Raw genomic sequence first — 13,526 nt, forward strand, 5'->3', positions numbered from 1 at the left:
CGCCCACCCCGCCAACGACCCTGCCCTGGAGTCTGTCCGTGATCTCCGCCTCCGGTATCGAGCTGCGCGCCGGCGCCCGCATCCTCATCGAGTCCGCCACCTTCCGCATCACCAAGGGCGACCGCATCGGCCTGGTCGGGCGCAACGGCGCCGGCAAGACGACCCTCACCAAGGTCCTCGCGGGGGAGGGCATGCCCGCCGCCGGCAACGTCGCACGCTCGGGCGAGGTCGGCTATCTGCCCCAGGACCCGCGTACCGGCGACCTCGACGTGCTCGCCCGCGACCGCATCCTCTCCGCGCGCGGCCTGGACGTGCTCCTGCGCAAGATGCGGGAGAACGAACAGCGGATCGCCAGCGGCTCGGGCGCCACCCGCGACAAGGCCATGCGGCAGTACGAGCGCCAGGAGACGGAGTTCCTCACCAAGGGCGGCTACTCCGCCGAGGCCGAGGCCGCCACCATCGCTGCCGCGCTCAACCTGCCCGACCGTGTGCTCGGACAGCCCCTCCACACGCTCTCCGGCGGTCAGCGGCGCCGTATCGAACTGGCCCGCATCCTGTTCTCCGACGCCGACACGCTGCTCCTCGACGAGCCCACCAACCACCTCGACGCCGACTCGATCGTCTGGCTGCGCGACTACCTGAAGACCTACCGCGGCGGGTTCATCGTGATCTCGCACGACGTCGACCTCGTCGAGACGGTCGTCAACAAGGTCTTCTACCTGGACGCCAACCGTGCCCAGATCGACGTCTACAACATGGGCTGGAAGCTCTACCAGCAGCAGCGCGAGGCCGACGAGAAGCGCCGCAAGCGCGAGCGTCAGAACGCCGAGAAGAAGGCCGCCGCGCTGAACGCGCAGGCCGACAAGATGCGCGCCAAGGCCACCAAGACGGTCGCCGCGCAGAACATGGCCAAGCGCGCCGACCGGCTGCTCGCCGGCCTGGACGCGGTCCGTGTCTCCGACAAGGTCGCCAAGCTGCGCTTCCCGGAGCCCGCGCCCTGCGGCAAGACCCCGCTCATGGCGGAGGGCCTGTCGAAGTCGTACGGCTCCCTGGAGATCTTCACCGACGTCGACCTGGCCATCGACAAGGGCTCCCGCGTCGTCATCCTCGGTCTGAACGGCGCCGGCAAGACGACCCTGCTGCGGCTGCTCGGCGGTGCCGAGAAGCCCGACACCGGCGCGGTGGTCGAGGGGCACGGCCTCAAGCTCGGCTACTACGCGCAGGAGCACGAGACCCTCGACCCCGAGCGCACGGTGCTGGAGAACATGCGGTCCGCCGCCCCGGACCTCGACCTGGTGGAGGTCCGCAAGACCCTCGGTTCGTTCCTGTTCTCCGGCGACGACGTCGACAAGCCCGCCGGGGTCCTCTCCGGCGGTGAGAAGACCCGTCTCGCGCTCGCCACCCTGGTGGTGTCCTCCGCGAACGTCCTCCTCCTCGACGAGCCGACGAACAACCTCGACCCGGCCAGCCGCGAGGAGATCCTCGGCGCGCTGCGCACGTACAAGGGCGCCGTCGTCCTCGTCACCCACGACGAGGGCGCCGTCGAGGCGCTCCAGCCGGAGCGGATCATCCTGCTGCCGGACGGCGTCGAGGACCTGTGGGGCGCCGACTACGCGGACCTCGTAGCCCTCGCCTGAGCCCTCCGAACCGCCCCCGGGGACGTCGTCGGCGGCCCCGGGACGGCGGTCGGCACGGCGTGATCGAATGACTGATCCACTGCGTATGGATCATTCGGCCGATCCGTGATCCATCATCTGTGTGAGATCTCCTCGTACCGAGGTGTGTCGTACATCGAATTTCCGGCCGAGTCCTTCGTTCGCGAGGGCTCGGCCGCCGTGCGTCGCTGACCTGGCACTTTGCCGGAGAACTCGTTCGGCCGTACGGACGGGCCGGTGCGGAACCTGTCGTTCCGATCGTGGGGACGGGCTCCTGTCGTCAAAACCTTGTCTCACGTACCTTGCCGAATGGCTGGCCATGAAGCCGTTGAGGGGTGATCATGAGAAGTCCAGAGCGCACTTCCCATGAGGAGGCACGGGTGGCCGAGACTCTGAAGAAGGGCAGCCGGGTGACCGGCGCCGCGCGCGACAAGCTCGCGGCAGACCTGAAGAAGAAGTACGACTCCGGTGCGAGCATCCGAGCGCTGGCCGAAGAGACCGGCCGTTCGTATGGCTTCGTGCACCGGATGCTCAGTGAGTCGGGCGTCACGCTCCGTGGGCGTGGCGGAGCGACGAGGGGCAAGAAGGCCGCCTCGGCCTGAGGCCGGGCGTCCCCATCGGCTTCGGTGGTGGCCACCCGGTCGGTCGGATGATCGACCGGGTGGTTACTGTGCAGTCACTTAGGTGTGTCCCCGTGCGGGCGCGCACCTGATCCGACCGCACCCATCGGAGGCAGCCCATGGCTTCGCTCGACAAGGATCTCGACCCCGTACTCGACAAGGACGGCGTACGGCTCACCGTCGACGACGCGATCGCCACGGTGACGCTGACCAACGCGGCCAAGCGCAACGCCCAGAGTCCCGCTCTGTGGCGGGCGTTGACGGAGGCCGGACGGTCACTGCCGGGCACCGTCCGGGTGGTCGTCCTGCGTGCCGAGGGCAAGTCGTTCTCGGCGGGACTCGACCGGCAGGCGTTCACGCCCGAGGGCTTCGACGGCGAACCGTCGTTCATCGACCTCGCGCGCGGCGCGGATGCCGAGCTCGACGCGACCATCGCCGAGTATCAGGAGGCTTTCACCTGGTGGCGGCGCAGCGACATCGTGTCCATCGCCGCCGTGCAGGGGCATGCCATCGGAGCCGGGTTCCAGCTCGCCCTCGCCTGTGACCTGCGCGTCGTCGCCGACGACGTGCAGTTCGCCATGCGCGAGACCAGCCTCGGCCTCGTGCCCGACCTCACCGGGACGCACCCGCTGGTCGGTCTGGTGGGCTACGCCCGCGCGCTGGAGATCTGCGCGACGGGCCGCTTCGTGACGGCCGAGGAGGCCGAGCGCACCGGCCTCGCCAATCTCGCGGTCGACGCCGCGCAGCTCGACGACGCCGCAGGTGACCTCGCCGCGGCCCTGCTCGCGGCGCCGCGCGACGCCGTCATCGAGACCAAGGCGCTGTTGCGCGGGGTGGGCGAGCGCACGTACGAGGAGCAGCGCCGTGCCGAACGATCCGCGCAGGCCCGGCGACTGCGGGACCTCGCCGGCGTGGGGGACTGACGCGGTTGCCGCACGACGGACGGGAGGGGCCGCCCGCGCGGTCCCTCGCAATCCATCCGAGCTGATCCATCCGAGCTGATCCACCTGGGCTGAACCGCGCGGACGGCGTCGTCAGCGCACGGCGGTCACCAGGACGGTCACCGACGGGACGTCCGGCAGGGTCTCGGCGACGGCGACCCTGACCGCCCGAGCCACGTCGGCCGCGCGTTCCGCGGCCGAGACCGCCACCTCCACCCGGACATGGCGGCGCGGCAGTGCGAGGTCCGTAGCGCGGACCTCCGCGAAGTGGACCGGACGCCCCAGCGCGCCCGCGAGACGGTCCACCCCCGGGACGGACAGGACGGCGGCGGCGACCCGCGCGGCCTCGGAGGAGACCGGCTCGTCGACGGCTCCTGGTCCGGCGACCGGATCCGGGCCGCCGGCCGGGGTCAGACCGTCGGCCTGGTTCCACCCGTCGGCCGGCTCCGATCCGTCTGCCGGATCCGAGCCGCTGGACGGGCCCGGTCCGGATAACGGGGCAGGGGTGCCGGTGTCCAGCAGTGCCGTCACCCGTAGGTCCACCTCCGTGACCATGAGTCCCAGACGTTCCGTCGCCGCCGTGCCCAGGGCGGAACGCAGCCGGGCCGCCACCGCCGGGAGCGGTTCGCCGCCCGGTGCCGACGGGTCCGCGGAGGCGGCGAACTCCCCGGTGACACGCAGCGGACCGGGCGGTAGCGCGCCCGGCGGAGGCGGCACCGCGGGTTCGTAGGTCCGCCCGGGGTCCGCGAGAGAGACCCGCAGCGCGCCGACGCGGACACCGGGGACGGCGTCCGCCGCCCGCCGGAGCACCGTGCGGGCCGCCTCCTCGGTGATCCACGCGCCGTCGCCGCGGTGCCCGAGGGGGAGCAGCCGTCCCAGCCCGAGCTGCCGGACCACCGCCCGCGTCCATCGATCCGCCGTCATTCCTCCAGCCTGCCGTATCCCCGGCGCGCGATCGCGCAAGCGCACTTACTGTGGGCGGAGGAGGACGACCGAAAGGGACGTGCGGCGATGACCGACATGACGGACCGGAACCGGACGGACAACCCCGAGGGCGAGACGCCCCAGACCCGCAGGACCACCCGGCGCGGCGGTGGTGATCCCGCCACCCGGGGGCGGACCACGATCGCCGACGGCGTCGTGGAGAAGATCGCCGGACTAGCGGCCAGGGACGTGCTCGGCGTGCACGCCATGGGCAGTGGGCTGAGCCGTACCTTCGGCGCGGTCCGCGACCGCGTCCCGGGCGGTTCCAAGTCCGTCGCCAGGGGCGTCAAGGCGGAGGTCGGCGAGGTGCAGACCGCACTCGACCTGGAGATCGTCGTCGATTACGGGGTGTCGATCGCGGACGTGGCCCGGGCGGTCCGGGAGAACGTGATCACCGCCGTGGAGCGCATGACGGGGCTCGAGGTCGTCGAGGTCAACATCGCCGTGAGTGACGTGAAGCTTCCCGACGAAGAGGACGAGGAGCCGGAGTCGCGGCTCCAGTGACCGGCCCGGCCGACGAACTGCTGAGGAGCGCACATGAGTTTGGCCGTGATCGGCATGATCGCCGGGATGGCGCTGGGCTTCGCCGGGTACTTCGGAGGATTCGGGGCCTTCCTGCTCGTCGCCGCGCTGGGGGCCGTCGGCTTCCTCGTGGGGCGGTTCCTCGAAGGGGACCTGGACCTCGGCGCCGTCTTCCGTCCGCGTGACGACCGGCGGCGGTGACACCCGTGAGCGGTACGGCGGGCGGCACCCGGCGGCCCGGCACGACCGTCGCGGCGGCCGAGCGCGGCGCGACCCGGATCGCCGACCGCGTCGTGGCGAAGACCGCCGCGCAGGCGGCCCGTGAGGCCCTCGGACCGCTGCCCGAGGACGCCGCCGCTCCGCACGCCACGGTCCTCGTCCGCCAGGACAGCGCCCGCGTCCACGTCCATCTCGAACTCGGCTACCCCACCGACATCGGCGCCCGCTGCAAAGCGGTGCGTTGTCATGTCGCGGAGCGGGTAAGCGCGTTGACGGGGATGGAAGTGCCGGAGGTGACCGTCCAGGTGGAACGGCTGCACCTGCTACCGGTACCCGGCGTGGCACAGGGGAGGACGCAATGAGCGAGCCCCAGGGCTCCGACAGCACGACCCGACGCTTGCCCGTGATGGAGAAGCCGCCCGAGGACGGACCCGACCGGTCCGCGCCCGCGGACGTCCACGACCCCGCGCGCCCCCTCGACGAGGCGGACGGCGGTCAGGGGCGGTTCTGGTCGGCGCGCCGCGTCCCCGCGGGGATCGTCGCGCTGGTCCTCCTGATCGGCGCGGGCGTCTTCCTGTACGACGTGGCGGCCGTCCGGGCCCACCGCCCCGCGATGCACTGGCGCAGCTCTCTCGCGCGGCAACTCGCCGAACGCCCGCTCGACGACACCTGGATGCTGGTCGGCGCCGGGATCGCCACGGCCCTCGGGCTCCTCCTGGTCGTCCTCGCGGTGACCCCGGGCCTGCGCGCGGTCCTGCCGATGCGGCGCGCCCATCACGACGTACGGGCCGGGCTGCACCGGGACGCCGCCGCGCTCGCCCTGCGCGACCGGGCCATGGAGGTCTCCGGGGTGCAGTCGGCGAGGGTCCGTACGGGACGGCGCAGGGTGGACGTCCACGCCGTCTCGCACTTCCGTGAACTCGACGAGGTACGGGCCGACCTGGACGCCACGCTCGCCGACGGCATCCGGGGGCTGGGTCTCTCCCGTACCCCCTCGCTCTCGGTGCGTGTGCGGCGTCCCGGACGGAAGGGGTGAGTACGGTGCTCAGGATCGTCAACCGTGTGCTGCTGGGAGTCGTCGGGCTCGCCCTGGTCGTTCTCGGCGGCTCCGTGCTCGCCATCGGCCTGGGCGTGCGGTCGCCCTCGTGGTGGATCCACGACGGGCCGCACGACGTCCTGCTCAGCGACGCCGGGCGGACCCGCTGGCGGGACCAGGGCTGGTGGTGGCCGGCCGTCATCGCCGGGCTCGCGCTGCTCGTCCTGCTCGCCCTGTGGTGGCTGGCGGCCGTGCTGCACCGGCGCAGGCTGGCGGAGGTGCTGGTCGACGTCGGCGACGGCGAGGGCGCGCTGCTGCGCGGCCGGGCGCTGGAGAGCGTACTGGCCCAGGACGCCGGGCGCGTGGACGGGGTGGCGCACGCCCAGGTGCAGCTGACCGGGAAGAAGGGTGCTCCGGCCACACGGGTGCAGCTCCTGATGGAACCTCATGTGGATCCCGGCCACACCCTGCACCTGCTCACGACGGAGGCGCTCGCGCACGCCCGCGACTCGGCGGGCCTCGCCGCGCTCCCCGCGGAGGTACGCCTCCGCGCGGTCAAGCACCGCGCGGAACGGGTGAGCTGACCCGACGCTCCACGGGGCGACCGGACCCGGCACCGGGACCGCCGGTGGCACTCCGCGCCACCGCCGCGGGTACGGCCCCCGGTCCCGGAGACTCCTGGCTCCGGAGCCGCGCGCCGCGCCCGAGGCCGTCGGGACCGGTGGAGCCGGCCGCACCCCGTGCGGCCGGCGTCCGTACCGCGGGCCCGTACCGCCCCGCGAGTAACCGGCCTTGCGAGTAACCGGCCTCGCGAGTAATCCGCGCCGCTAGAACCCGTGCCGCATGCCGCCGTCCACCGGCAGCATGACGCCTGTCAGGTAGGAGGCCGCGGGGGAGAGCAGGAAGGCCGCGGTGCGGCCGAACTCCTCCGGGGTGCCGTACCGGCGCAGCGGGATGCGCGACTCGTTGGCCGCGCGGGTGGCCTCCGGGTCGGCGGAGAGACCGTCGAGCTCGCGGACGCGGTCCGTGTCGATGCGGGACGGGAGGAGGCCGATCACACGGATGCCCCGCGGGCCCAACTCGTCGGCGAGGGACTTGGCGAAGCCCGCGAGCCCCGGACGCAGACCGTTGGAGATGGTCAGGCCCGGGATCGGCTCGTGCACCGAGGCCGACAGGACGAAGCCGAGGACACCGCCGTCCCCCAGCTCCGCGGCGGCGGCGCGGGCCAGCCGGACCGCGCCGAGGAACACGGACTCGTACGCGGCCGTCCACTGCTCGTCCGTGGTGTCCGCGACGAAGCCGGGCGGCGGGCCGCCCACGCTGACGAGGACGCCGTCGAACCCGCCGAAGTGCTCACGCGCCGCCGCGATCAGCCGGGCCGGGGTCTGCGGGTCGGCGTTGTCGGCGGCCACCCCGAACGCGTTCGGGCCGAGCGCGGACGCGGCGTCGGCGGTGCTCTTCTCGTCGCGCCCCGAGACGATCACCTTCGCACCGTCGGCGGTGAGCTCGCGCGCCGCGGCGTTGCCCAGACCACGGGTGGCTCCCGTGACGACGTACACACGGTCCTTCAGTCCAAGATCCATGGCGTCCATCCTCCCCCATCCCGTCAGTCCGCCGGTGCGGCCCCTCCCACGTCCTCCGCGCCCCCGCCCCCGAACAGGTTGAACGCGGTGCCCACCAGGCCGAGGTGGCTGAAGGCCTGGGGGAAGTTGCCCAATTGGCGGCGCCCCACGGGGTCGTACTCCTCGGAGAGCAGCCCCACGTCGTTGGCGAGCGCGATCAGCCGCTCGAACAGCTCACGCGCCTCCTTCGCGCGGCCCGTCATCTGCAGCGCGTCGGCGAGCCAGAACGAACAGACGAGGAACGCGCCCTCGCCGCCCGGCAGGCCGTCGACGTCCGTGCCCTCCTCGCTGTAGCGCCGCAGCAGGAAGTTGTCCCGTTCGAGCTCCGCGCGGACCGCGTCGATGGTGCCGACGACCCTCGGATCGTCCGGCGGCAGGAAGCCGGAGCGCGGGATGAGCAGCAGCGACGCGTCCAGCTCGCGCGAGCCGTAGGACTGCGTGAAGGTGTTCCGCTCGGCGTCGAACCCGCGCTCGCACACCTCCTTGTGCACCTCGTCGCGCATCTCGCGCCAGCCGACCAGATCACCGGTGAGCCCGGGGTCCGCCTCCAGCGTGCGCACGGCGCGGTCGGCGGCCACCCACGCCATCACCTTCGAGTACACGAAGTGCCGACGGGGACCGCGCACCTCCCAGATCCCCTCGTCGGGCTGGCGCCAGGCGGTGCGCAGGAAGTCCATCAGCGCGCACTGCAGCCGCCACATGTGCGGCTTGGACGGCAGGCCCGAGCGCCGGGCCAGTTCGAGCGAGTCGATGACCTCCCCGTACACGTCCAGCTGGAGCTGTTTCACCGCCTCGTTGCCGATCCGGACCGGGTACGAACCGGCGAAGCCGCGCAGCCACGGCAGTTCGAACTCGGGCAGCCGGCGCTCGCCGGAGAGCCCGTACATGATCTGCAGGTCGGCCGGGTCTCCCGCGACCGCGCGCAGCAGCCAGTCGCGCCACGCCTCGGCCTCCTCGTGGTACCCGGCCGCGAGGAGCGCGCCGAGGGTGAGGGTGGAGTCGCGCAGCCAGCAGTAGCGGTAGTCCCAGTTGCGGACACCGCCCAGCTCCTCCGGGAGCGAGGTGGTGGGGGCCGCCACGATGCCGCCCGTCGGCGCGTAGGTGAGGGCCTTGAGGGTGATCAGGGAGCGGACCACGATGTCCCGGTGCGGGCCCTGGTAGCGGCAGCGCGCCGCCCACGCCTGCCAGTCGGCGACGCTGCACCGCAGTGCCTCGAACGGGTCGATCAGCGGTGGCCGCGACCAGTGGGAGGGATGCCAGGTCAGGACGAAGGCGACCTTTTCGCCCGCCTCCACGGTGAACTCCGAGAGGGTGCGGAAGTCCTTGCCCCAGGTCCGTACCTCGGGTTCGCTGCGCAGCCATACGGAGTCCGGGCCCGCGACCGCGACCCGGTGACCGTCGGACTTGCGCATCCAGGGGACGACCGAGCCGTAGTCGAAGCGCAGCCGCAGGGTGCTCTGCACCGTGACGCGGCCGCTGAGTCCCTCGACGATGCGGATGAGGTCGGGGGCCTTGTCGCGCTGCGGCATGAAGTCGGTCACCCGGACCGAGCCGTCGTCCGTCTCCCATTCCGAGTCCAGCACCAGGGAGTCCGGCCGGTACGCGCGTCTGGCGCAGGGGCCCGCTCCCTTGGGCGCGATCCGCCAGTGGCCGTTGTTCTCGTCGCCAAGCATCGCCGCGAAACAGGCCGCCGAGTCGAACCGTGGCACGCAGAGCCAGTCGATCGACCCGTCCCGGCCCACCAGTGCGGCCGTCTGTTCGTCCCCGATGAGCGCGTAGTCCTCGATACGTGGGTGCACGTGGGGCGGGTTCCCGGCGAGGGCCGGGGCCAATCGGGTCCGAGGCCGACCGGGTGAAGTGGGATGCGTCCCACCGTGGAACCGCCCGTTGACCCGTCCGTGGCACCGGGCGCGTGCTACACCCCGGCGGGCGCCGGTTCCGGGGCCGTCTCGGCGGTGGCGGCCGCCGCGCGCTCACGGCGCTCGCGGCGGACCAGGACGACCCAGCCCACGGGCACGCCCGCGGAGAAGAGCCACCACTGGATGGCGTAGGCCATGTGCGGGCCGATGTCGTTGTGCTCGGGGTCGGGCAGCAGCTCGGGCGAGTCGCCCCTGGGAGTGGGCGCGGTCTGCTCGATGTAGCCGCCGAGGACCTCCTTGCCGAGGCTCTTGGCCTGCTGTCCGCTGCTGATCAGCATGACCTGACGGTCGGGCAGCCCCGTGACGTTCTTGATGCCGCTCGCGCCGGTCGTCTCGTCCGGCATCAGCCGCCCGACCACGGTGACCCGGCCCTTCGGGGGCGCCGGGATCTTCGGGAACGCGGTCTGCGCGCCGTTCGCGGGGATCCAGCCCCGGTTGACCATCAGCACCCGGCCGTCGTCCAGGTCGAACGGGGTCAGGACGTGGAAGCCGACCTCGCCGTCCGCGTTGGTCCGGCGCCGTACGACGACCTCGTGCGCGGTGTCGTAGGTCCCCTCGGCGGTCACCCGGCGGTACAGGTCGTCGTGGACGACCTGCCGTCCCGGCGCGGTGAGCGACTCCGCCGGTACCGGCTTCGCGGACAGCGACGCGGAGATCACCGCGTTCAGCGCGACCTTGTGCTCGTGCCGGTGCAGCTGCCAGAAGCCCAGCTTGATCATCGTCGGGATGAGGGCGAGGGCCACGAGGGTGAGGATCACCCACTGCCGGGACAACAGGAAGCGGTACACCCCATTGACGGTACTCGGCACCATTCGGCCCTCGACGGGAGGGTCCCGCCGAGGGCCGTGCCGCCGCTCACACCTTGTCGACGATCCCCACCCTTCCCTCGGCGCGGGCGCAGTGGGCCCCGCAGAACCAGTGGCCCTCGACCTCGACCCCCTGGCCGATGATCTGCACACGACAGTGTTCGCAGATCGGGGCCATCCGGTGGATCGCGCAGGAGAAGCAGTCGAAGACGTGCACCGCGCCCTGCGCGTGCACCTCGAACGTCATGCCGTAGTCATTGCCGCATACTTCGCATCTCGCCATGCGCCACAGGGTGCGGGGCCGACGCGGCACCGGCGAGCGGGCGCCGGGCGAGTCGCGCGCCAATCACCCGTACGTCGGTCAGTACCCCGTCGGTCCCCGTCGGTCCCCCGTGCGTCGGCCGGTCGCCGTCGCCCGGCCGGTCACCGTGCGCCATCCGGCCGCCGGGGACATCCGGCCGTCACCTCTCCGGCGCCGGCCGCACGTCCCTCAGCAGCTGGCCGAAGGCCGCCTCGTCGATCACCGGCGTGCCGAACTGCCTGGCCTTGACGACCTTGGACGTACTGGAGTCCGGATCGTTGGTGACGAGCAGGCTGGTCAGCCGGGACAGGCTCGTCGCCACATGCAGGCCGGCCTCGACGGCGCGGTCCTCCAGCAGCTCGCGGTCGACGGACGTGTCCCCGGAGAACGCCACGCGCATGCCCTGTTCGAGCGGTCCACCCGCTTCGTAACGGCCTGGGTTGGGGTAGGGGCACGCGGGACGTTTGCGCGAGGGGCGCCAACTCCCCGACGGATAACCGCCCCCGGACCCGTATCCGCCCCCGTGGCCGCCCGCGGGGGATGCGCCGCCCTGCCGTCCGATGCGGGGCGCGGCGGGGCTCTCCGACCACTCCTTGAGCGGCCTGCACTCCAGCAGCGGCAGCCGGATCCCCTCGCTGGCGGCAGCCCGCAGGCTCGGCCGGAACGCCTCGGCCAATACGCGCGCGTCGTCCAGCGCGTGGTGCGCGCGCTGCTGCACGACGCCGAAGTGCGCGGCCAGCGACTCCAGCTTGTGGTTGGGCAGCGGCAGGCCCAGCTCCTTGGAGAGCGCGATGGTGCACAGCCGCTGACGCACCGGCGCCTCGCGCTCGGCGCGCGCGTATTCCCGCGCGATCATCGACCAGTCGAAGACCGCGTTGTGCGCGACGAGGACGCGGCCCGCGAGCCGGGCGGCGAACTCCTCGGCGATGTCCTGGAAGAGCGGGGCGCCTTCGAGTACGTCGCTCGTCAGACCGTGGATCCACACCGGGCCGGGGTCCCGCTCCGGGTTGACCGTCGTGTACCAGTGGTCCTCGACCTCGCCGCGCGCGTCCAGCCGGTAGACGGCGGCCGAGATGATGCGGTCGTCCCGGGCCAGGCCGGTGGTCTCCACGTCGACGACCGCGTACCCCTGCGGATACGCGGCCGGCCAGGAGGCGGGGGTGGCTGCGGTCGTCAGGTCTTCGAGCATGGTCACTGAGGATACGGGCCGCGACCGACAGCCACGGCCCCGGACTCCGGGCCCCCGCCGGGGTCCGGCCACCGCCCGCGGCGTCAACAGCCCGGCCACCAGCGCCTTGTCGGACGCCGTGAACGGCCGCCGGGTGTCGGCCGGCCCCGCCGGCGCCCGCGCGAGCGCCGGGTCGCGCTCGTCGGCACGCGCCCCCCGCGGCGCCTCTCGCCGGGACGCCGCGCCGGCGCCCGCTCGCGGTCGCGCTCGACCAGGACGCGCCCAGGACGTGCCCAGGACGTGCCCGACGCCCCGGAACCGCACGGCCCGTACGACCTCGGCGACGCGCTCTCCCCGCCGTCCTCCCGCACCGGTGCCTCCTGCGCGGGCCGAACATCCGTCCCGTCGGCCCGTGTTCGTGCGCCCTCGCGATGAGGTGAGGATGCGCGCGCGGTCGCCGGCGCGGGACGTGGGCCACCGACACGACGCGCCCCGACTCACCGGGGCCCCGGCAGCGTCCAGGACCATGTCGCGCCTGACGGCCGATCTCGCCATGGGGCTCCCAAGTCCGCCGCGTGCACGTGTACTTACCGCGCGCGAGGCCCGTTGTGACGGTGTCGCGGCAGGGGCGGGCTGCCCGGACACCCGCCGGTCGCCGGGTCGTTCGCCGTCGCCGCGGCGCACGACGGGGTCGAGGGCCGGAACCCGCTCGTGGCGCCCATGACCCAGGAACGCGCCCTGACCGGTGGCCGTGAGGTCTTCGGCGAACCCGGGAAGCCCGGCGGGGTGACCGTCGAGCGGGACGGGCCCGTGGTCCGCGCCGAGCTCGTCCGGCACGGCATCGCGTCCGGCGAGGTGCGGGGTGCGATCCTCGCCGTGTGACCGAAGCGACGCACGACGAGGCCCATGAAGGAACCCTCGGACCGCGGCTGAACCGGCTGCGGGCCGGGGTCCTCGGCGCCAACGACGGGATCGTCTCCACCGCGGGTCTCGTCGTCGGCGTCGCCGGTGCCACGGACGACCGCGGCGCACTGCTGACGGCCGGGCTCGCGGGCCTGCTGGCCGGCTCCATGTCGATGGCGGCGGGGGAGTACGTCTCGGTCTCCACCCAGCGGGACTCCGAGAAGGCCGCGCTGGCGACGGAACGGCGCGAGCTCCGCGAGCAGCCCGAGGCCGAACTGGAGGAGCTGACCGAACTCCTGCAGCGGCGCGGCCTGTCGCGCGAGATCGCCCGCGAGGCGGCGGAGCAGCTCACCGAACGGGACGCGCTCAGGGCCCACGCGCGCGTGGAACTCGGCATCGACCCCGACGACCTGACCAACCCGTGGCACGCGGCCTGGGCGAGTTTCGCGTCCTTCACGGTGGGCGCCCTGCTGCCGCTGCTGGCGATCGTCCTGCCGCCGGGCGTCCTGCGCCTGCCCGTCACCGTGGTCTCCGTCCTCGCGTCCCTGTTCGTCACCGGCTGGGTGAGCGCCCGCCTGGGCTCGGCGGGCGCCCGCCAGGCGATCCTGCGGAACGTGGCGGGCGGGGCGCTGGCGATGGGGGTCACGTACCTGGCGGGGCTGCTGCTCGGGGCGTCCGGGACCTGAGGGGCCGCGCGCCGGTGGACGCCCGGTGAAGGCCCCCTCCGTGACCCGCGCACATCCGCCCGCGCGGGTGGCCCATTGGCGGAGATCACCAAGAAGCAAGCGCGTACCGCCGGTAATACTTGTCGGTAACCACGTCTAGCCGCA

15 protein-coding genes and 1 pseudogene are annotated in these 13,526 nt (G+C 72.9%); 10 read left to right on the top strand and 6 right to left on the bottom strand.

The window, feature by feature from the left end; all coding sequences use genetic code 11:
- Positions 1–38 precede the first annotated feature (38 nt).
- The 3 genes from OG776_RS31260 (at position 39) to OG776_RS31270 (ending at position 3,198) form a co-directional block, all read left to right on the top strand.
- The gene (locus OG776_RS31260; protein ID WP_148007511.1) at positions 39–1,637 is read left to right on the top strand and encodes an ABC-F family ATP-binding cassette domain-containing protein; all 1,599 of its coding nucleotides are present in this window, start codon (positions 39–41) and stop codon (positions 1,635–1,637) included.
- A 398-nt stretch (positions 1,638–2,035) separates the two neighbouring features.
- Positions 2,036–2,257, top strand: a complete 222-nt coding sequence (locus OG776_RS31265) for a helix-turn-helix domain-containing protein (RefSeq protein WP_006123601.1) — start codon at positions 2,036–2,038, stop codon at positions 2,255–2,257.
- Positions 2,258–2,394: 137 nt separating this feature from the next.
- Complete coding sequence (locus tag OG776_RS31270) at positions 2,395–3,198, top strand: enoyl-CoA hydratase/isomerase family protein (protein WP_148007512.1); 804 nt, start codon at positions 2,395–2,397, stop codon at positions 3,196–3,198.
- A gap of 111 nt (positions 3,199–3,309) precedes the next feature.
- Here OG776_RS31270 and OG776_RS31275 read toward each other — a convergent pair whose 3' ends face one another.
- Complete coding sequence (locus tag OG776_RS31275; protein WP_148007513.1) at positions 3,310–4,140, bottom strand: nucleopolyhedrovirus P10 family protein; 831 nt, start codon at positions 4,138–4,140, stop codon at positions 3,310–3,312.
- Between the two features lie 87 nt (positions 4,141–4,227).
- On the opposite strand from OG776_RS31275, the gene OG776_RS31280 reads away from it, so the two are divergent.
- Genes OG776_RS31280 through amaP form a run of 5 tightly spaced genes read left to right on the top strand, consistent with a single transcriptional unit; the run spans position 4,228 to position 6,561 of the window.
- On the top strand, positions 4,228–4,704 hold the full coding sequence (locus OG776_RS31280) for an Asp23/Gls24 family envelope stress response protein (RefSeq protein WP_148007514.1): 477 nt from the start codon (positions 4,228–4,230) through the stop codon (positions 4,702–4,704).
- Between the two features lie 33 nt (positions 4,705–4,737).
- Positions 4,738–4,923 carry a hypothetical protein gene (locus tag OG776_RS31285; protein ID WP_148007515.1) on the top strand — a complete coding sequence of 62 codons (186 nt, stop codon included), beginning with the start codon at positions 4,738–4,740 and terminating at the stop codon, positions 4,921–4,923.
- Positions 4,920–5,303 (top strand): Asp23/Gls24 family envelope stress response protein, encoded by a 384-nt coding sequence (locus OG776_RS31290; RefSeq protein ID WP_384959904.1) that lies wholly within the window; start codon positions 4,920–4,922, stop codon positions 5,301–5,303. The genes OG776_RS31285 and OG776_RS31290 overlap by 4 nt, the downstream gene beginning before the upstream one ends.
- On the top strand, positions 5,300–5,977 hold the full coding sequence (locus OG776_RS31295; RefSeq protein WP_148007517.1) for a DUF6286 domain-containing protein: 678 nt from the start codon (positions 5,300–5,302) through the stop codon (positions 5,975–5,977). Before OG776_RS31290 ends, OG776_RS31295 begins: the two co-directional genes overlap by 4 nt.
- 5 nt (positions 5,978–5,982) lie before the next feature.
- Positions 5,983–6,561: an alkaline shock response membrane anchor protein AmaP gene (gene amaP / locus OG776_RS31300; RefSeq protein WP_148007518.1), complete on the top strand. Its 579-nt coding sequence runs from the start codon at positions 5,983–5,985 to the stop codon at positions 6,559–6,561.
- 243 nt (positions 6,562–6,804) lie between these two features.
- On the opposite strand, the gene OG776_RS31305 is transcribed toward amaP, so the two are convergent.
- From OG776_RS31305 to OG776_RS31325, 5 genes are all read right to left on the bottom strand, one after another.
- On the bottom strand, positions 6,805–7,560 hold the full coding sequence (locus OG776_RS31305) for an SDR family oxidoreductase (RefSeq protein ID WP_148007519.1): 756 nt from the start codon (positions 7,558–7,560) through the stop codon (positions 6,805–6,807).
- A gap of 23 nt (positions 7,561–7,583) precedes the next feature.
- Positions 7,584–9,398, bottom strand: a complete 1,815-nt coding sequence (locus OG776_RS31310; RefSeq protein WP_148007520.1) for a glycoside hydrolase family 15 protein — start codon at positions 9,396–9,398, stop codon at positions 7,584–7,586.
- A 116-nt stretch (positions 9,399–9,514) separates the two neighbouring features.
- Positions 9,515–10,306 carry an SURF1 family cytochrome oxidase biogenesis protein gene (locus OG776_RS31315; RefSeq protein WP_148007521.1) on the bottom strand — a complete coding sequence of 264 codons (792 nt, stop codon included), beginning with the start codon at positions 10,304–10,306 and terminating at the stop codon, positions 9,515–9,517.
- 67 nt (positions 10,307–10,373) lie between these two features.
- Positions 10,374–10,607 (bottom strand): hypothetical protein, encoded by a 234-nt coding sequence (locus OG776_RS31320; protein WP_079665165.1) that lies wholly within the window; start codon positions 10,605–10,607, stop codon positions 10,374–10,376.
- Positions 10,608–10,785: 178 nt separating this feature from the next.
- Positions 10,786–11,814 (bottom strand): DEDDh family exonuclease, encoded by a 1,029-nt coding sequence (locus OG776_RS31325; protein WP_148007522.1) that lies wholly within the window; start codon positions 11,812–11,814, stop codon positions 10,786–10,788.
- Positions 11,815–12,383: 569 nt separating this feature from the next.
- On the opposite strand from OG776_RS31325, the pseudogene OG776_RS31330 reads away from it, so the two are divergent.
- Both OG776_RS31330 and OG776_RS31335 read left to right on the top strand, forming a co-directional pair.
- Positions 12,384–12,663, top strand: a pseudogene (locus OG776_RS31330) (acetoacetate decarboxylase family protein); the annotation flags it as partial.
- A gap of 8 nt (positions 12,664–12,671) precedes the next feature.
- On the top strand, positions 12,672–13,382 hold the full coding sequence (locus tag OG776_RS31335; protein WP_148007524.1) for a VIT1/CCC1 transporter family protein: 711 nt from the start codon (positions 12,672–12,674) through the stop codon (positions 13,380–13,382).
- Positions 13,383–13,526: the final 144 nt, after the last annotated feature.

Source organism: Streptomyces sp. NBC_01689, from assembly GCF_036250675.1.
Lineage (GTDB): Bacteria > Actinomycetota > Actinomycetes > Streptomycetales > Streptomycetaceae > Streptomyces.

Bases quoted from the DNA above. Each gene is read 5' to 3' on its own strand.
- OG776_RS31270 (WP_148007512.1), top strand. From the start codon at position 2,395: ATGGCTTCGCTCGACAAGGATCTCGACCCCGTACTCGACAAGGACGGC.
- OG776_RS31275 (WP_148007513.1), bottom strand. From the start codon at position 4,140: ATGACGGCGGATCGATGGACGCGGGCGGTGGTCCGGCAGCTCGGGCTG.
- OG776_RS31280 (WP_148007514.1), top strand. From the start codon at position 4,228: ATGACCGACATGACGGACCGGAACCGGACGGACAACCCCGAGGGCGAG.
- OG776_RS31285 (WP_148007515.1), top strand. From the start codon at position 4,738: ATGAGTTTGGCCGTGATCGGCATGATCGCCGGGATGGCGCTGGGCTTC.
- OG776_RS31295 (WP_148007517.1), top strand. From the start codon at position 5,300: ATGAGCGAGCCCCAGGGCTCCGACAGCACGACCCGACGCTTGCCCGTG.
- OG776_RS31305 (WP_148007519.1), bottom strand. From the start codon at position 7,560: ATGGATCTTGGACTGAAGGACCGTGTGTACGTCGTCACGGGAGCCACC.
- OG776_RS31320 (WP_079665165.1), bottom strand. From the start codon at position 10,607: ATGGCGAGATGCGAAGTATGCGGCAATGACTACGGCATGACGTTCGAG.
- OG776_RS31325 (WP_148007522.1), bottom strand. From the start codon at position 11,814: ATGCTCGAAGACCTGACGACCGCAGCCACCCCCGCCTCCTGGCCGGCC.